Here is a 19,624-nt window from a genome sequence, read left to right as displayed (position 1 = left end):
GAAGGCTGGGTTCGCGGCTCCGGCGTGTCGGGGTCCGCGGCCGGGGAACGTCGAACCACCCGGACCGCGTCAGCTGGCCTGTCGCCCAGCCTGTGATACAGACGGACTGCTGAACCGGAACCGCTGCTCGACGAGTTGGCGGACCCGCTTGCCGGCCCGCTTGGCCGCACGGAAGCGCATCTCGGCCAACGCGGTACGCACCGACTCGCTGAAGCGGGGATTGTTACTGATCACGATGCGGATCGTGCTGGTGTCGACCCGCCCGGTGGTATCGACCACGTACTTGGCCTGCACCAGCCCCTCCACCCTGGCTGCGGCCAGCTCGGGCGGGTAGACCGGCGCAGCGCTCCCCTCGTACCGCTCGACCATCTCGTCCACCTGCAGCGCGGTGAACGCGATCTGCTGCAGAGAAGGCGCTGGACCGAAAGGCAGCTCACCCAGGGCGCCGCTCCGCTTGCCGGGCCGGTTGGGGGCCTTGCCGGGCACCCGAGGCCGTGCGCCGTCGCCTGGGCTGGCGAGCTGGGGTCCGTCCGCGAAGCTGCCCCCGATCTTCCCCACCCGGGCAATCTCGGCCTGGCGTGGGTGGGTCTCGACCCGGTCGGGCGGGAGGAGAAAGAACGCCTTGGCTTCGCGCTCGTCGCTGGGGAGCTGCCTCCCGCCGACGCTCATGGAGACGACGAGCCACACCACCCCGGCGTGTGCCAGGATGCTGAGAAAGGAGTATTCGGGGGAGCCCAGGAGGCTCCGGTCGGATTCGAGGAGGGTGAGGTGCATGCTCGGGGCCAGTCAACGGGACACGCCGCGATCCTATTATATGACGACGGCCGCCCTCCACAAGACACCGATTGAGTCCGGCAAAGGGTGGCCGGACAGTGCGAGAGTCCCCAGATTAGGCGAGTCCGTCCACGTCAGACCCGGAGCACGCATGCCTGCCCTGAACGCAGCCGCCGCCGCGACCCTCGCGTCCCGTAAGCCCCGCGAGGACGAGATCGACGCCCACGGCGTGACCCATCCCGGCAAGATCCGGAAAGACAACCAGGACCACTTCATCCTCTGCTCGCTCCGCAAGCAGCTCGTACTTCGGCTCTCCAGTATCCCCGAGGCCGACGGCCTCCTGTCGGAGAGTGAGCGGCTCGCGTCGCTCGCGATGGTCGCCGATGGGGTGGGCGGCGCCGCCCGGGGTGAGACGGCCAGCCGGCTGGCGCTCCAGGCAGTCACCCGATACGTCTCCCATGCCACCCGTTGTTACTTCGGCGCCGTGGAGGACAACGATCAGGCCCTCTATCACGCGCTCGAGGAAGCCGCCCGCCAATGCCACGCGGATCTGGTGCGCCTGGGCGAAGAGGACATGGACTTCCGCGGGATGGCCACGACACTCACCCTGTACCTCGGCGTCTGGCCCCGTGCCTACCTGCTCCAAGTGGGCGACAGCCGCTGCTACCTGCTCCGGAACGGCGAGCTGACCCAGATCACCCGCGACCAGACCATGGCGCAGGAGATGGTCGACCTCGGCGTCATGAAGGCGGAGGAGGCGGCCGGGACCCGGCTGGCCCACACGCTCACCAGCTCGATCGGCGGGCGCGAGACCCATCCCACGATCACCCGCTTCGAGATGAATTGGGGCCACATCCTGCTGCTCTGCAGCGACGGGCTCACCCGGCATGTGAGCGACGAGCGGATCCGGGACGTGCTTCGCTCGATGACCTCGGCACGACAGGCGTGCGAGACGCTGCTGCAGGAGGCGCTCGACGGCGGCGGCAGTGACAACATCACGGTGGTGGTGGGCCGCGCGGTGCGGAAGGAGGTGTGAAGGGCAGCCCTGGACCCAGCCAGAGAGAACGCGGGGCTTCCTACGCCCTGGCGACTTTGATGACGGTGTCCCAGGTACGGGTCGTCAGCTCCTTGCCGAGCGTCTTCTCGATGAGCCCCATGAAGACGGGGCCCCTCGGGGTTGGCAGGTACGCGCTGAAGACTTCCCTGCCCTGCTGAGCGAGAATGCGCGCCCCGTGCAGCTCGACCGGCAGGGCGAGCTCCGAGGTGGGCTCGTCTCGCAGGAAGGTGACGATGCGCTTGGCGGCGGGGCTGAGGCCGAAGGACCGGTAGGGATCGGAGGCGAGCAGCTCGCGGAGGATCTCGACCGGTCGCACGATGGTGAGAAATGCCTGGCCGAGGCGCCGGCTCATGGCCGCCTCCGCCTTGCGCTGGAGGGACCGCTCCGAAGCGCCGCGCGCGTTGAACACGACATTGCCGCTGGAGAGGACCGTCTTTACCTCGGTGAATCCGGCGGACTCGAACGCCTGCTTCAGCTCCGGCATCTTGGCGTTCATCGGACTCACGCCCCGGAGAAACGCGGCGTACCTCGTCATACTCAGAGCTGCCCCCGACCCACGCCGGCCACCCACCCTTCGACCCGCTCCCACAGCGGCCGGCGCCGCCATTCCTCCAGCGTGATCCGCTTCGAGCGCTGCCGATCCTCGCGGAATACCCGCACCTGCTCCTCCGCGAACCCGGGATCCAGCACGTTGAGGTTCGCTTCCTGATTCAGCCGGAACGAGCGCTCGTCGAAGTTGGTCGAGCCCACGGAGACCCAGAGATCATCCACCACCATGACCTTGGTGTGATACATGGTGGGCTGGTATTCGTAGATCCGCACCCCGGACCGGAGCAGCGGTCCCCACAGCTCGCGCGAGGCCCGCCGGACCACTTGGGCGTCCAGAATCGGTCCCGGCACGATGATCTCGACCTCCACGCCTCGCCGGCGGGCCTCGACCAGCATGGCGACGGTGACCCGATCGGGAACGAAATAGGCGTTCGCGATGAGGATGCTCCTGGCCGCGGCCGCGATGGCGAGGAGGTACATGAGCCGGACGCTCTCGCTCCCACCCGAAGGAGAGCTTCGGAAAGCCTGTGCCCACTCCGGGCCCACCGGGTCCAGGTCGGGGAAGTAGCCCGGGCCGTCCAGCAGCGTGCCCCTGGTGGCGAACCAATCGTCCATGAAGACCGACTGGAGCTGGGCCACCACCGGGCCCTCCGCCTGGAAGTGGGAGTCCCGCCAGTGATCCCGATCCTGGGCGTGGCCCAGCCACTTGTCCGCGATGCCTACCCCGCCGGTGAATCCTACCCGGCCGTCCACGACCAGGATCTTCCGGTGGTCCCGGTGATTGAGCCGGTCGAGGTTGTACCAGCGGAGCGGCCGATACTCGACCACCTCCACCCCGGCCTTGCGCATTTGCTCGATGGAGTTGCGGTCCTTCTTGTCCGAGCCCACCCAGTCGAGCAGCAGGTGCACCCGGACGCCGGCGCGCGCCCGCTCCGCCAGTGCCTGGGAGAACTGCTGCTCCACCTGGGAGGACCAGTAGATGTAGTTCTCGAAGGTGATCGTCCGTCGGGCGGAGCGGATCGCCTGGAGCATCGCGGGGAAGACCTGATCGCCGTTGAGCAGGGTGGTGACTCGATTCCCCGGCAGGAATCCGGGACCCAGCAGGCTCCCCATGGTCCGGACGAACTGGGAATCGGCCGTGGCGTATCGGTGGGGCAGCGGGTTCTCGACCTTCCGTTCGGAGCTGGCGAGGTTCACGTAGAGCAGAATCACCGCGAGGAGGAGGCCCACCAGCACGGCCACGGCAGCCCGCGCCGTCCGGAGCTGCCGCCATCCATCCGACCAGGGCCGCGACCGCTTCGTTGCCGAGCGCTTCGGACTCATGGCGGGCAACTCCGGGCGAGTGTTTGCGCTACCGCATTGATTTACCACCCATCCGTCGGGCCGGCCAGCCCAAGCGCGTCCCGACTGCGCCGGCGCCAGTACGTCATTGCGCCTCGTTCACCGCCCGGCTCAGCGGCGATGTAGGCGCACCTCCGGCGAAGAGACCTTCAGCCAGGTACCCGGACGGGTCGATGCCCCGGCGGTGTTCGGACTGGCTCTTGGCCCGCTCAGCGCGCGGGGCGCGGTCTTCTTCCGCGTGATGAGCGGCGTCCGGCCAGCGCCGGGCAGATATGCCATCTCCTGCCAAGGAGATGCCTCCGACGTCATCCGCGCCTCCGTGATGCTCGGTCCGTCCGAACGGCCGTTCGGGGAATTCCAGGCGCAGTCGGGAACCCTGAGGATCATCTCGGTCACGGACGCATGGGTGGTCGGCACCTTTTCCCTGGAGACCACCGGCCTGCAGCGGAGCCGGGAGGTCTCCTGCTGTCGGTCTCCGGTTCCTTCACTGCCAGAAGCGTCTGAACGTCGCCTTCGGCCTGCTCTAGCCTCAAACAGGGGGGATGAGATATTTACCTGGGCGTGACGGCCTGGAAGCCGCAGGAGGAGGAGCACATGACCCCGGAGCAGCAGGCGATCGTGCGGGAGAGCTGGCGACGCTTCGAGCCCACGGTGCAATCGGATGCGTCGTTTTACGAGCGTCTCTTCGCGCTCGATCCCGCGGTCCGGCATCTCTTTGCCAGTGTCGATCTCGAGAGGTTGCAACGGAAGCTCATGGCGATGCTCGCGGAGATCGTGCGGGTGCTCGACCAGCCCGACGTGCTGGTCAGCGAGGTAGCGGCGCTGGGGAGCCGCCATCTGCACTATGGCGTCAGGGATGCGGACTACCAGTCGGTCGGGGCGGCGCTGCTCTGGACCCTGGAGCAGAATCTGGGCGAGGAGTTCACGCCCGAGGTGCGCGCCGCGTGGACCGAGGCCTACCTGCTCGTGTCGACGGTCATGCGCCGAGCCGCGGCGCGGGCGGCGAGCTCCAGTTAGGTCCGGGGGGGCTTAATCCACGACGACGGCCCACACCGGGTGATGGTCGCTCGCGCCGTGCACCTGCCGCACCACGCCAGCGCTGGCTGGCCGGGCGGGCGAGAGGCCACGGGCGAAGATGTGATCCCAGGAGAAAAACGAGATGCTCGGGCCCACTCGCGCCGTGAGCCAGTGGTATCCCTGCCGTACCAGCAGCGGGCCGACGCCGTAGCTATTGAAGTCGCCCGCGATCACCACCGGGCCGGCGAAGCCGGCTGCGTCGGACAGGACCGCACGTACCTGGTCGGCCCGTCCCTTGTCCGAGAGTCGGATGGGGGTCTCCAGATGCACCGCATACGCGAGCACAGGCCGGCCGGCCACCCTCAGAATGGCGGCGGTGGCGGTCCGCCGCTGGTGGCGGACCCGCCCCTCGTGCGGCAGCAGCAGCTTCCAGCTCCGCTCGATCGGCCAGCGGGAGAGGACGGCCGGACCGAAGTACTTGTGGTCGATCGGGTGGATGGAGCCGGGATAGTAGACGTAGTTGAGCTGGAGCGCCCGCGCGATCCGCTCGACGCCGGCGTCGTCCATCTCCTCCAGGGCGATGACGTCGGCGGCGTGGAGGCTGTCGCTCCGGAGGACCTCGATGGCGCGGTCGATCCGGCGGGCCAGCTTGACATTGAAGGTGACGATGCGGAGCCGTGGGAGGGCGCCGGCGTCGGCGATGGGCGCCGCATACTCGCCCGCGAATCGTGGGGTGTTGGGATTGAGCAGATTGATGGTCGGCGCGCAGCCGAGCCACAGCACTGCCGCCAGCAGCCCGAGAACCGAGGTGCGGGGGGTACGTCTATCGATACATCTGACGCGAGAGCCCACGCTCCGAAATCTAAACCGGCGGCGCTGCTGTGGTGCCCCGGTGAGAGCAGTGGCTCAGCGGCGCCGAATCGCCGGGATGATCACTTCGGGGACGAGCTCATCGCGAAACTTTCGCCAGACGCCGTAGTTGTTGTAGTTCCCGGCCGTGAAGACGACCGCGAGGTCGAGCTCGGGGACGACGATCAGGAGCTGGCCGCCGTTACCGTTCGCCTCGTACTCACGATACTGGCGGGTACCTACCTGCAGGTGGAACAGGTGCCAGCCGAATCCGTCATCGTTGTCCGGGCTCGCCCTCACCTGTCGCGTCGTGGACTGGCGCACCCACTGGTCCGGCACGATCCGTTGCCCCCGCCAGAGTCCATGATCGAGAAACAGTTGTCCGAACTTGAGAAAGTCGCGGGGACGCATCTGGACTCCCCCACCCGAGTATGCCTCACCAGTGGGTGTCAGGTTGACATGGTAATCCATGATGTCGAGAGGCCGGGCGATCCACCGCTCGAACAGCTCCGGCAGCCAGAGTCCGCTGGCCACGGCCACCGTTCCGCCCACCAGGTTCATTCCGCCGGAGCAATAGGCGTAGGCGGCCCCGGGATCGTGCGCCATGCCAAGATCCAGAGTGTACTTGATCCAATCGGGCTGCTCCGTCTGCGTCTGCATCGTGCCTTCGTTGCCCGGTGAGCCCGGGTCCGAATCGTCGCAGGCGAGCCCTGAGGTGTGAGTGAGCAGGTGACCGAGGGTAATCTGCTGCTTTCGTGGATCCGGCCTGGAGAATCGATCGTACCGGTGAAAGAGCCGATACACCCGGCTCTCGGGTCCGAGGGACACTCCGTGCTGCATCGCCGCCCCGAGCATGATCGAGGTGAACGTCTTCGAAGCCGATCGCAGGTCGTGGGTGCGCGTGCGGTCGTAGCCGAAGAAGTATTCCTCGAGCACCAGCTTTCCCTGCCGGGCGATCAAGACGGAATGGATCAGCGGGGCCGCTCGCGCGAGCGGGTCGGTGCTGATGACCTGCGAGACGAAACGCGTGAGCACGCTCTCGTCGAATCCGGCCGTGCCGGCGCGGCCGACGGTCCATCCGTCCCCCTGATCGAGGGGTACGCGATACTGGTACCCGGACGGCGCTGGAGTTCGAGGGAACAGGCCGACGGAGTTCTCGCGCGACCGCGGGGTCAGCGTGAGCACGGCACCAAGGGGCGGCCACGACAGGGTCAGGCGCGGCCCGGCCGAGTCATAGGTGGCGACAATGGCGCTGGTGCCAGACGCAGAGTCGCTGAAGCGGACGAGGTCGCCGGTACGAACCACCTGAAACTCCGGGGCTCCGCCTCGCGAGTTTCGCTCAGGATTCCGGAAGGTCGCGACGGTGCGACCGCTCGAGTCGGATCGCACGGAGAGGTAGAGGGCATAGCGATCCTCGGCGGGAACGATGCGACCCTGCCAGGAGCCCATTCCGCTACGGTGCAAAGCCACGGGCGTCGCGTACGGCACACCTGCCACCAGCCCGGCAGGTTGGACCCAGAACCCCTCGACTCGATCCGGGCGGGTGTGCCGCGCGCCACGGAAGTCGCCGAGTCCGTCCGGCAGCCGCACCAGGACCGAATCGCTGGTGACCTGGGCAGGCACCTCGAAGCCCGCGATCATGGCGGTCCACCCTGCTCCATCGCGAGCCACGGTGAGCAGTCCGCTCGCCTGTGGGCCGAAGCTGACCTCGGAAGCCCAGAGACCGATCAGGGCTTGAGCGCCTGCCGATGTCGGGCCATCGGGCGCTTGCGCGGCCGCCTGATGGGGCGGGGCGCATCCGCCGATTACGGCGAGTGCAAGGGCTGGGAGTCTGCGGGAAGCGCGCATGCATCAGAACCGTTGACCGGGGGGACATGCGGGCACACCCATCTGGCGTGCCCTTCCGGTGTCGGAGCCCTGCGTCAACGTTGCCCCGAGCACCGAGCCAGGGACGATCGCGGCATGACCACTGACCACAGTCTCGACCTTCCAACCCTGGCCCAGCACGTACCGCGCGAGCGCGCGCTCCGCCTCGTAGGAGCCACCCGGTCCGCCGGGTTCGGGAAAGATCCCGAACAGATCGGCGGTGAAGAGCAGGTGCTGGCGGGGAAGCCAGGCGATCACCATCTCGTCGGCGTGAGCTCCGCCGACCTCGTGCAGGTCGACCGGCGCGGCACTGTCGGCGATCGAGTGCGTCCCGGTGAAGGTCTCGATGCGAGACGCGGCGTCCGATGCCGCCCCTGGGCCCGGCGAGTCCAACGGATGGGAGGCCGTAGCGACCCGCTCGATGAACCTCCGGTTCCCGGGCGTCGTGATGAACCTGGTCTTGCCCCCCAGATACGCGCGCAGCCCGCCGAAGTGGTCCGAGTGATAGTGGGTGAAGGCTATGAGCGCGATGGGCTTGGCCGGGAACCGACGGTGCACCGAGTCGATCACCGCCTGCTGGACGGTGGCTGACCACGGTGCGTCGACCAGGAGAAGCCGGTCGGTGAGCTCCACGAGCAGCTGGGCATATGCGAACGGCGGATTGTAGCCGAAGTTGGGACCAGCCGTCTGCCCGAAGCGGACAGCAAAGACGTGCGGTGCGACGGAATCGATGCTGATATGCAATGCCCCACCGATCGGCACCGCGTGGGCCGAGTCGCTTGGGGGCTGGAAGGCCTCCGGAGGAGGTGCCGCGGTCCGCGCGACTCCGGCGAAGACCACATCGGTGAGCACGCCCTGCTGCCACGAGGTTCTGACGCGCGCCGCAAGTCGGACCGGGCCGACGCGCTGATAGTCGAGGAACTCGACCCGCAGCGTCCCTAACCCCACCGCCCAATTGTCGTATAGTGCTTCGGCGCTGACGACCAGATGGGTTCGCGGATCGATCTCGAGCGTAGTCACCGTCGCACGATCGACAAACAGCACGGCGTTCGGGCTCCGGCTCCCCGCTGGATGAACGATCCTGATGGACGTGGCATTCCGGCGCGCGCGGTCCAGCAGCACGAGCGGAGCGTAGGGGGAGTTGTCTTCGACGCGCCGCAGGCTGGCCGCAAGTCCGCTGGGAGCGACCGTGAATGGGACGCCGCCGCGACGATCGAGGGAGTACGCGGCGCTGTCGGTCACCACCTCGTGAAGCGCGAGTGGGATGCCACCGCGGAACTCGGTGGACCACTCCTGAGCATAGCGCCGCCCCGCCAGATCATAGATTCGGCGGCCGGCCGCGCGTATGGTGTCGTACGGAGCGTCTGGGCGGGCGCTCTGACCGAGTTCCACGGCCCTGGCGCAGAAGGTGGCCGTGAGGGTCCCAAGGGCTGCGAGCGCCGCCGAGTCACCGGTGGCCCGAATTGCCGCGTCGACCAGCCGTCGGCCGGCCACATAATCTTGCTCCGACGCCCCGGCGCGCGTGGGCGACTGCGCCTCCGCCGGAGAGGCGGCGGCGAGCAGCGCTGGGAGAAGGAGGCGCACGGATCGCATCTCAATGTGCCACGGGACTGGCGACCGGAGAGCTGAGCTCATGCCCTAGCTCGAGAACGGCCTCCACCAGCATCCGGAAGTCCTCGCGCCGGCTCCGGTGATTGGTATTCGCGACCCGCAGGCCAAACCGAGGTCCGGCCGGTCCCGTGATGGTGGTGCCCGACGGCACCGCGATGCCCCGAACCTGCAGCTCCACCAGAATCGCCTCGTTCACGACCCGCCGCCGCTCTTCGTCGAGGTCGCCGGCGTATCGGAAGCACACGACGTTCAGCGGGACCGGTGCGAGCAGCTCGAGCTCGTCGCTCGCCTCGATCAGCCCGGCGAGGTAGCTGGCCTGATCCACGTTCTGCTGGATGACACGTCCCCACGCGCGAGCGCCCTGCGCCTGGAGTGTCATCCAGACCTTCAGTGCGCGAAAGCTGCGCGAGAGCTGGGTTCCCAGGTCGGCAAAGTGGGTAGGGTCGATCGAGATCCCTCCGGCCGTCGGCCGCAGATAGTCGGGCGTCAGGGCGAAGGTCGCTCTATGCACTGCCGCGTCCCTGACCAGGATGCAGCCGGCCTCGTACTGTACGTAGCCCCACTTGTGCAGATCGAACGCGAGCGAGTCGGCCTCCTGCATTCCGGCGACGATGGGCTGTAGCGCCGGCGCCAGGGCAGCGAGTGCCCCGAACGCGCCATCCACGTGGAACCAGAGATCCTCCTGGCGGCAGAACGCCGCCAGGGACCTGAGATCGTCCGTGGCCCCCGTGTTCACGGTTCCCGCATTCCCGATCACGCAGATCGGGCGCTGGCCATCGCGCCGATCCCGGTCCACCATTTCCCGCAACGTGCCGAGCTCGATGCGGAACTCGGCATCAACCGGGACCAGGCGAATGGCCGCTCTGCCGAGGCCGAGAAGCTCGCACGATTTGGTGAGCCAGCTGTGTGTCTCGGTCGAGGCATAGATCAGCAATCGTGGCCTCTCGAGGGCACCCAGTCCGGAGGCCCGCACGTCGAAGCCCGCCTTCGCGTTCCGTGCGACCGTCAGGCCGATCAGGTTGGCCGCTGTCGCACCGGACACCAGCAACCCACTCGCGGCGGGAGGGTAGCCCAGCAGCTCGATGAGCCAGCGCACCACTTGGCGCTCGACGTGAGTGGCGGCTTGATCGTATCCTCCCACGTGGGCGTTCATCGCAGCGGTGAGCAGCTCCGCCAGCATGCCCACCGGCGTACCCGTACCCATGACCCAGCCCCAGAAGCGTGGATGAATGTTTCCGGTGGGATATGGGAGCACGTCCCGGGTGAACTGGTCGTACACGGCCTCCAGCGGCACGGGGTCCAGCGGGAGCGGACCTGTGAGGCGGCCCGCCACCTCGCCCGGCACCGGCTGCCAAGCGGGGCGCTCGCGAACGGTCCGGAGATAGTTCATCATGTCATCGAGCATGCGACTCCCCAGCCGCTGGAGCCCCTCCCACTCCTCCTCGGTGACAGGATCCAAGGACTCTTCCACTGGGTGCCTCCGTCCTGCCGGCAGACATGTTCCTACGGCTGGTGAAGGAGGATATGTTGTCGGGGTGGAGTCTGTCTTGAACGAGGTGGCGCATGAATGGAACGCACGAAACTCGCCGGGTGCCAGAGCCGCTCGCGCTACCCGAGGTGCGCCCGGTGCCGGCGAACCCAGGCGACCTCGTGCGTGCCCTCCGCGCGGGTGATCTGGTCTTCAGCGAATCGCGTCATCGCGCGCCCATCGCGGTCCACATCCATGAACAGGCGACGCTGACCATCCTTCTCGAGGGGACCTTCGAGGAGAGTTATCCCGGCCGGATCCCGCAGCAACGCTGCCTGGCATCGAGCGTGCTGTTCCGCCCACCGGGCGAGCCGCACGCAGATCGCTTCGGCCGGGAAGGAGCGCTGAATCTCGTCGTCGAGATCACCCCTGCCCGCCTCGAGACGCTGATCGGCCGTACGGACATGTTCGCGCGGATTACGGAGCGGCGTGACGCGACGGTTCAGCTGATCGCGCGCAAGATGCATCACGAGCTTGGCCTGGCCGACAGCGCGACGCCGCTGGCGCTCGAGGGGCTCACCTTCGAGCTGCTCGCCCACGTCGGGCGCGCGACCGGAGGGCCCGGCCGTCTGAGCCCGACCGCGGCACCGTGGCTTGGACGAGCGCGAGAGCTTTTGCAGGAACGTTTCAGGTGTCGCGACCTCCGGATTGTGGACCTGGCAGGCGAGCTCGATGTGCATCCCGTCTACCTTTCCCGTGCGTTTCGTGCCTGGCTCGGGAGTACGCCGGGAGAATACCTGAGGCAGCTTCGGCTCGCCTGGTCAGTCACCGCCCTGACGGAGGGTGGACGATCCATCGCCGAGATCGCGGTGGAAGCGGGTTTCGCTGATCAGAGTCATTTCACCAGAGCGTTCCGGCGTGCCTTCGGGGAGACGCCTGGAGGGTTCCGACGAAGCGTGGGCATGCCGGGGGAGCCTCGGAATGTCCGCGCGCGTCGGTGCCGTGAAGCGGCACAGTAACACAGACTGACTCGGACAGCTCGGGCCCAGGAAGGCAGCTCATGCTTTATCTGTTCGCGTCAGCGATCGGTTTCGTCGCCGGCCTCCGGTCGATGACCGCACCGGCGGCCATTGCCTGGGCCGCGCACCTCGACTGGCTGCACCTTGACGACACCCCGCTGGCTTTCCTAAGCTCCGCGCCAGCGGCGTACCTGCTCACCGTTCTGATGCTCGGCGAGCTGGTGGCGGACCAGCTGCCGAAGACCCCGAGCCGCACTCGGCCGGGGCCGTTCGTCGCACGGATCGTGACGGGCGGGCTCTCGGGCGCCGCGCTCGTGGCCGGCACCGGCGGCTCTCTCGCCCTTGGCGCCGTGCTCGGCGCGCTCGGCGCGGTGGCCGGGACGCTCGGCGGTTACAGGGCCCGGACCCGCCTCGTCCCGGCGCTCGGCGTGCCGGACTACGTGGTGGCCCTGGGAGAGGACGTCGTGGCGGTCGGGGGCGCGTTCCTGACCCTTCTCGCCGCAAGCTCCTGACTCGGCCTCGCCGCGCCGAGCTGCACCAGGCTGATCTGCATGATGGATGGGTTCAAGAGCGCCACGCTCGAGACGGGTGAGACCAGCATCTTCGTGCGCTCGTCCGGTTCCGGTCCGCCGCTCCTTCTGCTCCACGGCTTTCCCGAGACCCACCTCATGTGGCGCGGCGTCGCGCCGCTGCTCGCTCGCGACTTCACCGTCGTCTGCGCCGATCTGCGCGGCTACGGGAGCAGCGGCTGCCCGGCTTCCGCCCCCGACCATGGGCCCTACGCCAAGCGCGCGATGGCGCGAGACCTGGTGGCCGTCATGGAGCGGCTGGGGTTCTCCCGCTTCTCCGTAGCGGGACACGACCGGGGCGGCCGAGTGGCCTATCGGATGGCGCTGGACCATCCCTCCCGGGTGGACCGGCTCGCCGTGCTCGACGTCCTGCCGACCGAGACCGTCTGGGAGCGCGCCGACGCGCGCTTGGCGCTCGGCTTCTGGCCCTGGTCGCTCCTGGCTCAGCCCGAACCACTCCCCGAGCGGATCCTGACGGCAGCCGCCGAGGCCATCGTGGACGATGCACTCGGGGGATGGGGCTCGCCGCCGGCGGTGTTCCCTCCGGTGGTCCGTGCCGCCTACGTCGAGGCCCTCCGAGATCCCGGCCACGCCCACGCCATCTGCGAGGAATACCGAGCTGCCGCGACCATCGACCGCGAGCATGACCGGGCGGATCGTGCGGCTGGCCGCCGGATCGGCTGCCCGCTGCTTGTCCTGTGGAGCGGCCCTGGACCGCTGGGAACCTGGTACGTGGAGGAGTCCGGGCCACTCGCCGTCTGGCGGGCGTGGAGCGACGATGTGCGGGGACAGCCGTTCGACGCGGGGCACTTCTTTCCCGAAGAAGCGCCCCAACAGACGGCCGAGGCGCTGGGACGATTCTTCACTGCGAAATAGCCCGTTTCAGCCTGGGACTCCACCCCCCCTCTTGCCGCCACGCGCACCTTCGCCATATATGTGATAGCGCGACGTTTCGCGGCTCGAATCGTCTGACGGCTTTGGCATGCACCCCACCCTTCTCGAATCCGATCGCAGCTTCTTCCAAAGCGCGGAGTGTGCGCTGGTGAGCATCCTGGCGCACCTCGGAGTCGTCTGGCTAGCCCTGGGCGCCACTCAGGGAGGCAGGCAGATCCCCACCGACGAGCGCGAGGCCAGGGTGTTCTTCCTCCTGCCGCCCGACCGGATGGACATCCGCGCGCGGCAGACTGACATCCTCGAGTTGGGGAAGCTCGGTGGGGATCTCGACAACGGGAAGAATCTCGCGGTCCCGACCGTAGGACGGCTCATGCGGCCCCCGACCCACGGCGCCCGGAAGGGACCCGATGGGAGCGGCGCCCGGGGCCAGCTCCCGTTCGGTCCGATGGCACCGTTCATCCCCGATTCCGCCTTCAGCGTGCTCGAGGTGGATCAGGCGGTGGAGCGGTATCCGTCGAGCGCGGCACCGGTCTATCCGCCGGACCTGCTCGCCATCGGCGCCGAAGGGCTGGTCGACGCCATCTACGTGGTCGACACGACCGGCCAGGTGGATACCACCACAATCCAGGTGGTACGCAGTGACGATCCCCGCTTCACCGCGTCGGTGCTGACGGCGCTGGGGCAGATGCGCTTCCGGCCGGCGAGTCGCGGCCCCGCGAAGGTCCGCCAACTGGTGCAGCAGCAGTTCCGCTTCCGCGTCATTCCACCATCGCAGACGGCCAAGCGGCTCAGCTGAGCGGCTCCCTCAGTCGATTCCCACCCTGCCCTGCACCGACGCGATCAGCTTCGCGGGGTCATACCCTATGCCGTCCTTGAAGACGGTCGTGGGATTCCGGATCACCGTGGGATCCGCGGTGAGGTCTCCCTTGAGCACCACCAGGTCGGCCAGCTTCCCCTTCTCCACCGTGCCCAGCTTCTGCTGCACACCGAGGATCCGGGCGCCGTTCGCGCTCATGATCCGCACCACCTGCACCGGCGTAAACCCCGCCTCGATCAGCAGCTCGTAGTTCCGCTGGTCGCCATATCCGGCCAGTGCGCCGCCGATCCCGGTCGGGTCGACTCCCGCGGCGAGCACGCCACCGGCCTCGACGAAGCGCTTCTCGAATGCCATCGAAGCCTTGAGCCCCTCCACCGGAATGATGCCCTTGCCGGTGGAGTCGATCTCGTTCCGCATCTTGAGGTAGTCGTCCCGCACCGCCGGGGCCATGGCATTCAGCACCCGCGGCTCCTTGGTGGGGCGGTTGGGGACGAACGGCTCCATCACCGCCAGGGTCGACGTCATCGGCACGCCGGCCTTCACCATCGTGCGGATCACCGAGTCGGCCGTGGCCCCGCCTGCGTCGGCCTTGCTGTTGTCCTCGAACATGTTCACCGGGCAGATGTCAGGCTCTTTGGCGGACTCGAAATCCGAGGCGGTCAACATGCCGTGCTCCAGGTTGTCGATGCCGAGCGCGACGGCCTCGCGGAAGGAGACGGAGCAGAGATGGCCGGTGACCTTGATCCCTCGCTTGTGCGCCTCCTTGATGGCCGCGCCCAGTGCGGCCCGGTTGATGTCGGTATACGCCTTGATCCAGGTGGCGCCCTCGGAGGCCCAGTAGGCCACGAAGCGGCGCGCCTCCTCCGGCGACTTCACCACCGCCATGCTCCCGCCACCCTCCGGCCCCGTGATGTAGGGTGCCGTCAGGTGGATGCGGGGACCCGGCGTCAGTCCGCGGGTGATCGCGTCCTTGAGGTTGATCTCGGCGTAGGGGGCGCGTCCACCGGTGGTGCGGATGGTGGTGACTCCCGAGGCCAGGTACAGCCGAGGGCCGGTGTACGACATCTGCACCGCTCGCCCGCCGGCAGCGGTGTAGAACAGATGGTCGTGCATGCCGACCAGGCCGGGGATAGCGGTGTGGCCGTTGAGATCCATGGTCACGGCGCCGTCCGGTACCCGCACCGATGCCGCCGGGCCAACTTCGGCGAATTGGCCGTTGCGGATGATGACCGTCTGGTCCGGCTTGGGAGCCGCGCCGGTGCCGTCGATCAGCAGCACGTGGGTGAGCGCGATGATGCTGCTGTCGACCGCGACATACTTGCGGACGTTTTCCGAGAGCGAGTCGGGCCGCTGGGCGGGGAGGGCACGGGGCAGAACGGCGAGCAGGACGGCGAGGACCGGAAGTGGACGCATTGGCATGTCCTTGGTGTGGTGTCGCGAGCTGCCGTTCGAGCCGGCATCCGGCACAACCTGCGCCGGTGGGTGCATCCGGTCAAGTTCGGAATCCCGCTACTCCACCGTAAACCCCGCCATCATTCCCGCCGAGAGATGCTCCGCGATGTGACAGTGCAGCATCCATCGGCCCGGATTCGCCGGATCCAGCAGGATCTCCACCGTGGCCCCCGCCGGAACCATCACGGTGTCCTTCCAGACCAGGTTCTCGTTCGGCACGCCGTTCACGGCCAGCACCAGAAACCGCTGACCATGCAGGTGGATGGGGTGCTGCATCGCGTGGAAGCTCTCCCGCCGGTTGACCAGCCGGATCCTGACCGGCTCGCCCCGGCGGAAGCGCCAGTCGATATCCATGTTCTCCCGGCCAGTGGCGGGGTCGCGGAGGATCCAGCGCACCTGCCGGCCGGTCGATGCCCAGTTCATCATCGGCATCGTCCCGCTCCACTCCACCGGGGCGAAATAGATGGAGTCGAGCTGCATCAGTCGCCGGGTGACGGATGGCAGGTCGTGGGTCTCGAGGGTGAGGATCAGGATCTTCTCGGGAGCGCCCGCCGCCGCGCGCCGATAGCGCTCCATCTCCGAGGCCCTGACGGTATCGCGTCGCAAAGCGGCAAAGCTGCGCTCCAGATCGCGGCCGACCCGGCCAGGTGAGACCTGCACCACGCCGAGGGTGTCGGCCTCGCGGAAGAAGCGGCCGTAGAGATGGTCGAGCCCCCGTACCCGGTTCACCAGCGCCACTCTTCCAGTGCGCTCGAACCGCACCTGGACCACGTAGCGCTCCGCCGGCCCGATCACCACGCTCTCGACCCACGCTTCGCGCTCGTAGGGGCCGGCGTCCGATGCCACCACCTTCATCCGGGCGCCGGGGAAGGAGATGTTGAATGCCCGTGTGCTCGCCGCGTTGGTGAAGAAGAATCGGACCACTTCGCCGCGCTTCACCGCGAGGTGATAGTGCGGCTCCCCGTTCACCAGCAGCGTGTTGCCGAACCTTCCCATCAGGGCGTGGGTGGGCGACTCCGCGCCGAGCGGCACCAGCCCGTCGTCGCCGATCAGCAGGTCGTCGAGCATCAGCACGGCTTCGCGATTGGCCGGCCCGTATTCTCCGTCCCCGGGTGACCGCACCCGCAGGTTGCCGTAGAGGCCGAGCTCCTGCTGGACATCCTCCCGAACGTGCGGGTGATACCAGTACATCCCCGCGTCGGGAAAGCGGAGCCGGTAGCTGAACTGGCCGCCGGGAGGAACCGCCGGCTGGGTCATGCCGGGCACACCGTCGTTCCGGCTGTCCAGGCGGATGCCGTGCCAGTGCACCGTCGTCGGTTGCGGGAGATGGTTGGTGAACGCCACGGTGATCTCGGATCCGCGGCGCACCTCGATCAACGGGCCCGGCTGCTGTCCGTTGAAGGCATACATCGTGGTGCTTCGTCCCAGGAGAGTCCGGCGTACCAGCGCAGCCTCGAGCCGGAGGGTGTCGCCAGGTTCGAGGTGGACGACCTCACTCGGGCGCGCGAGGGGCGCTTCCGCCTCCGGAAGGTACGCCCTCGCATCCGGGCGGAGCGTCATCTCGGCGGGAAGCATCGTGAGACCGGGAGGCATCGGGATCGAGCTCCAGCGGACCCCGCCGGAATCGCCCGGCATCTCGTGATGGCCGTGGTGATCGGCGCCCGGCTGGACCGGCGCAGAGCCGATGGAGAAGGTCAGCAGGTCGGGCGGGAAGAGACGGGTGCTGGGTGATTGCCCCCGGAGCACCATTGGGCCGCTCGGCTGCTTCACCCGGGTACTCGATTCGGCGGTGACGAGGACGACGAACTTCTCCAGCTCCACCGGGGGAAGGACGCTGCTGCCGTTCCGCACCGCTCCGAGCTTGATGGCCGGGTACATGGTGGGTGGCGAGACCCAGGCGACATAGGTCCGGTAGCTGCCGAGCGACGCGGGTGCCGGGAGTCCGGCCAGGTAGATGATCGGGCGGTAGCGGAGCTGGCCGGTGGAGCTCACCGCTATCGTGAAGGGGCCCGGCAGATAGCCGAGCTCGACCCGGCCGGAGACACCGTCCATCCCGGGCACCGGCACCAGCTCCATGCAGTAGAGATCGCGACTCGGCCCCAATGAATCGGGAGTGTCGCAGGGGCGGTGCTGGGCGGCAGCCCGCGCCGGTACGAGACCAATCGCGAAAGCCAGCAGAGCGCGGTAGCAGAGGGGAGGCATCACGAGAGAATCTAATCCCGGCTTGAGCCTCGCCCCCGGGCCGGCGCGTCAGTAAACGAACGGGATCAGCGCCGCCGTGTCCTGCCGATACCGCTCGTACTCCGGGAACGTCTCCCGCATCCGGTCTTCCTCCGCCCGGCTCTTCCGCGCGAAGGCGAGCAGCGCGAACGCGAAGGCCAGGATGGCCCTCAATTCCCCGATAGTCACCACCATGCCCAGAAAGGCCAGCAGGAGGCCGGTGTAGATCGGGTGGCGCAGGTACCGGTACGGACCGCTGCGGACCAGCGCATGGTCCTCCTTCACCACCACCTGCGCGCTCCAGTTGCGGCCGAGGTGCCGGCGGGCCCAGACCGAGAACCCTAAGCCGGCCGCCAGCATGATCGTGCCCAGAATGGGGAAGACGGGACCCGCGGGGAGAAATCGCCTGGTGAGCACCCCGGGCACCCAGCGTGGTGCGGCCAGGAGAAAGGCGGCGAGCATGAGCGGAACGCGATGCTGCAGCTGCGAGTGCAGCGGCTCCCGCACGCGGGTTGGCTTCACATTCCGGGCACTGTACCACCAGTACACGAGCCAGGCGATCCAGAGCGTCGGGATGATGATGCCGATGATGAGCTCGAGCGTCATGCCGGAAATCTGCACGGTCGAGCCGCCGCCGGTAGGCTTACCGCTCAGGAAAAAGCCGTTCCAGCGCTGCCTGCGCCCGCTGCTTGAACTGCCGCACCGGTGCTTCGTCTCCCGAGTAGGTCGAGATCCACGCCCACACGCCGGTGCTCCCGGAGGCCTCCCTCCAGGTGAGCAGCCGGAACCAGCCGCCCTCCAGCTCGCGGACCGTGCCCGCCAGGGTCTGGCCCGGCAGATGGAGCTCGACGGTGCCGCTGAACCGCTGCCCGCCGGGCGCCACCACCTCGTATGGCTCGCCCTCCCTCGGCTCGGCCGGCATCACCGGGAATCCGCCGGGGCCGAGCAGCCTGACCCACGCGGCCTCCCGGGGCGTCGATGTGGTGAGCCATGCGCGCCCCGCGTGGCGGCCCTTCCCCCGGTGATGCGCCAGGTAATGCCGGAGGCCCCGGAGCTCGGCCTGCCAGCCTTCGGTGATTCCTTCCAGCTCGTTCTCCCACGCGGACCCGTGGCCGAACCCCGAGTGCACCAGCCTGAGCCGGGTGTTCCCCTGATGCGTCTCCAAGGTGAACTCCATCGCGATTCGCGCCGGCTCGGCCTCGCCTGGCGGCAGCGGGCGGCCCTGCGAGTCGTACGGCCGCGCATCCTCCTGTACCAGGCGCAAGAGCCGCCCCGGCTCCCAGGCGTCGATCCGCGTCTCCCACTCCCAACCTTCTCCCCATGACCACATCATGGAGCCGCCCTCGCCCGGCGTGACACGAGCCTCGAGCGGGAACCATCGCACCAGCTCCTCCGCCTCGGTCAGCGCCCGCCACACGTCCTCTCGCGACGCATCGATGTCGAGCGACATCTCGAACGCGCGCCGCTGCTCCGCTTCAGTCGCGGTCTTCTCCATGGTCGTCTCCTTCATGGTCGATCTTTGGGCGTCGGATGAACGGTCGCGAGCAGCCGGAATTCCCGGCCCCCGGTGGCCCGATCGTCGTGGTACTTGGCCGCGAGGCGGGCCAGCGTGTCCGCCAACTCCTCGGCAAAGGCGGCCCGGGAGGCCGCGCTGGCGAAGCGCACATCCGTTTCGAGGGTGAGGGTGGCGATCCGCCTACCTTCTTTCCGCGCGCGTGCGTCGAGCGAGGCGACATCCCGGATGGTCCGCCCGGCGGCGGACATGAGGTACGCCGCGCTGAGACGATCGCTCGCCGTTTCCGCGGTGGGTCCGAGGGCCCCGAGGGCCTCCGGGCTGATCATGAACGACCGCGCGGTGGCGCGGACCACTCGCTCGATGCAGTTCCCCTTGCGGCGCTCCTCGACCAGCTCGACCACGCCGGCGGCCTCGAGGGCCCGGAGGTGGTAGTTGATCTTCTGGCGGGGGAGCCGCAGCCGGCGGGCGAGTCCGGCGGCCGAATCGGGCTGGCTCAGTGCGCCGAGCAGCCGCTGCCGGATGGGGTCGAGCACCACGGCGGCGGAGTCGGCTCGGTGGATGACATGGAGGGAGGGCGTCGGCATCATGGAGCGAACATGTCACGG

General features: G+C 68.3%; 18 protein-coding genes. 6 read left to right on the top strand and 12 right to left on the bottom strand.

Translation table 11 applies throughout. The features are described from left to right. Positions 1-69 precede the first annotated feature (69 nt). The gene (locus tag VHR41_17365; protein HEX3235967.1) at positions 70-774 is read right to left on the bottom strand and encodes a TonB family protein; all 705 of its coding nucleotides are present in this window, start codon (positions 772-774) and stop codon (positions 70-72) included. Positions 775-925: 151 nt separating this feature from the next. On the opposite strand from VHR41_17365, the gene VHR41_17360 reads away from it, so the two are divergent. Then, entirely contained in the window at positions 926-1,810 is an 885-nt protein-coding gene (locus tag VHR41_17360) for a protein phosphatase 2C domain-containing protein (GenBank protein HEX3235966.1), read from the top strand. A gap of 40 nt (positions 1,811-1,850) precedes the next feature. Here VHR41_17360 and VHR41_17355 read toward each other — a convergent pair whose 3' ends face one another. Together VHR41_17355 and VHR41_17350 are read right to left on the bottom strand one after the other, a co-directional pair. Next, positions 1,851-2,366, bottom strand: a complete 516-nt coding sequence (locus VHR41_17355) for a DUF1697 domain-containing protein (protein HEX3235965.1) — start codon at positions 2,364-2,366, stop codon at positions 1,851-1,853. Positions 2,367-2,368: 2 nt separating this feature from the next. Continuing rightward, on the bottom strand, positions 2,369-3,703 hold the full coding sequence (locus VHR41_17350; GenBank protein ID HEX3235964.1) for a phospholipase D-like domain-containing protein: 1,335 nt from the start codon (positions 3,701-3,703) through the stop codon (positions 2,369-2,371). Positions 3,704-4,282: 579 nt separating this feature from the next. Between VHR41_17350 and VHR41_17345 the strand changes: the two genes are divergently transcribed. After that, complete coding sequence (locus VHR41_17345) at positions 4,283-4,738, top strand: globin family protein (protein HEX3235963.1); 456 nt, start codon at positions 4,283-4,285, stop codon at positions 4,736-4,738. Between the two features lie 12 nt (positions 4,739-4,750). Here the strand turns inward: VHR41_17345 and VHR41_17340 are convergent, their stop codons facing one another. The 4 genes from VHR41_17340 to VHR41_17325 form a co-directional block, all read right to left on the bottom strand. Then, positions 4,751-5,521, bottom strand: a complete 771-nt coding sequence (locus VHR41_17340) for an endonuclease/exonuclease/phosphatase family protein (GenBank protein HEX3235962.1) — start codon at positions 5,519-5,521, stop codon at positions 4,751-4,753. Positions 5,522-5,644: 123 nt separating this feature from the next. Further along, positions 5,645-7,228 (bottom strand): serine hydrolase domain-containing protein, encoded by a 1,584-nt coding sequence (locus VHR41_17335; protein ID HEX3235961.1) that lies wholly within the window; start codon positions 7,226-7,228, stop codon positions 5,645-5,647. Positions 7,229-7,438: 210 nt separating this feature from the next. Beyond that, positions 7,439-9,037: an MBL fold metallo-hydrolase gene (locus VHR41_17330; GenBank protein HEX3235960.1), complete on the bottom strand. Its 1,599-nt coding sequence runs from the start codon at positions 9,035-9,037 to the stop codon at positions 7,439-7,441. A 10-nt stretch (positions 9,038-9,047) separates the two neighbouring features. Continuing rightward, positions 9,048-10,535: a pyridoxal-dependent decarboxylase gene (locus VHR41_17325; GenBank protein HEX3235959.1), complete on the bottom strand. Its 1,488-nt coding sequence runs from the start codon at positions 10,533-10,535 to the stop codon at positions 9,048-9,050. 92 nt (positions 10,536-10,627) lie between these two features. On the opposite strand from VHR41_17325, the gene VHR41_17320 reads away from it, so the two are divergent. The 4 genes from VHR41_17320 (at position 10,628) to VHR41_17305 (ending at position 13,810) form a co-directional block, all read left to right on the top strand. Further along, entirely contained in the window at positions 10,628-11,551 is a 924-nt protein-coding gene (locus VHR41_17320; GenBank protein ID HEX3235958.1) for an AraC family transcriptional regulator, read from the top strand. Between the two features lie 41 nt (positions 11,552-11,592). Beyond that, positions 11,593-12,063, top strand: coding sequence for a DUF4126 family protein (locus VHR41_17315; protein HEX3235957.1), 471 nt, complete (start codon positions 11,593-11,595; stop codon positions 12,061-12,063). Between the two features lie 39 nt (positions 12,064-12,102). After that, positions 12,103-12,996 carry an alpha/beta hydrolase gene (locus VHR41_17310; protein ID HEX3235956.1) on the top strand — a complete coding sequence of 298 codons (894 nt, stop codon included), beginning with the start codon at positions 12,103-12,105 and terminating at the stop codon, positions 12,994-12,996. Positions 12,997-13,102: 106 nt separating this feature from the next. Further along, positions 13,103-13,810 carry an energy transducer TonB gene (locus tag VHR41_17305; GenBank protein ID HEX3235955.1) on the top strand — a complete coding sequence of 236 codons (708 nt, stop codon included), beginning with the start codon at positions 13,103-13,105 and terminating at the stop codon, positions 13,808-13,810. Positions 13,811-13,819: 9 nt separating this feature from the next. On the opposite strand, the gene VHR41_17300 is transcribed toward VHR41_17305, so the two are convergent. From VHR41_17300 to VHR41_17280, 5 genes are all read right to left on the bottom strand, one after another. Next, entirely contained in the window at positions 13,820-15,244 is a 1,425-nt protein-coding gene (locus VHR41_17300) for an amidohydrolase family protein (protein HEX3235954.1), read from the bottom strand. Between the two features lie 96 nt (positions 15,245-15,340). Next, the gene (locus tag VHR41_17295; protein ID HEX3235953.1) at positions 15,341-17,485 is read right to left on the bottom strand and encodes a multicopper oxidase family protein; all 2,145 of its coding nucleotides are present in this window, start codon (positions 17,483-17,485) and stop codon (positions 15,341-15,343) included. 48 nt (positions 17,486-17,533) lie between these two features. Then, on the bottom strand, positions 17,534-18,109 hold the full coding sequence (locus VHR41_17290) for an isoprenylcysteine carboxylmethyltransferase family protein (protein HEX3235952.1): 576 nt from the start codon (positions 18,107-18,109) through the stop codon (positions 17,534-17,536). 37 nt (positions 18,110-18,146) lie between these two features. Next, the gene (locus tag VHR41_17285) at positions 18,147-19,013 is read right to left on the bottom strand and encodes an SRPBCC domain-containing protein (protein HEX3235951.1); all 867 of its coding nucleotides are present in this window, start codon (positions 19,011-19,013) and stop codon (positions 18,147-18,149) included. Next, complete coding sequence (locus VHR41_17280; protein ID HEX3235950.1) at positions 19,010-19,606, bottom strand: helix-turn-helix domain-containing protein; 597 nt, start codon at positions 19,604-19,606, stop codon at positions 19,010-19,012. Before VHR41_17280 ends, VHR41_17285 begins: the two co-directional genes overlap by 4 nt. Between the last annotated feature and the right edge of the window lie 18 nt (positions 19,607-19,624).

Source organism: Gemmatimonadales bacterium (assembly GCA_036265815.1).
GTDB lineage: Bacteria > Gemmatimonadota > Gemmatimonadetes > Gemmatimonadales > GWC2-71-9 > CAVVWJ01.
The sequence above is the reverse complement of the archived record's forward strand: the minus strand, read 5'-3'. Positions and strand labels throughout refer to the sequence as shown.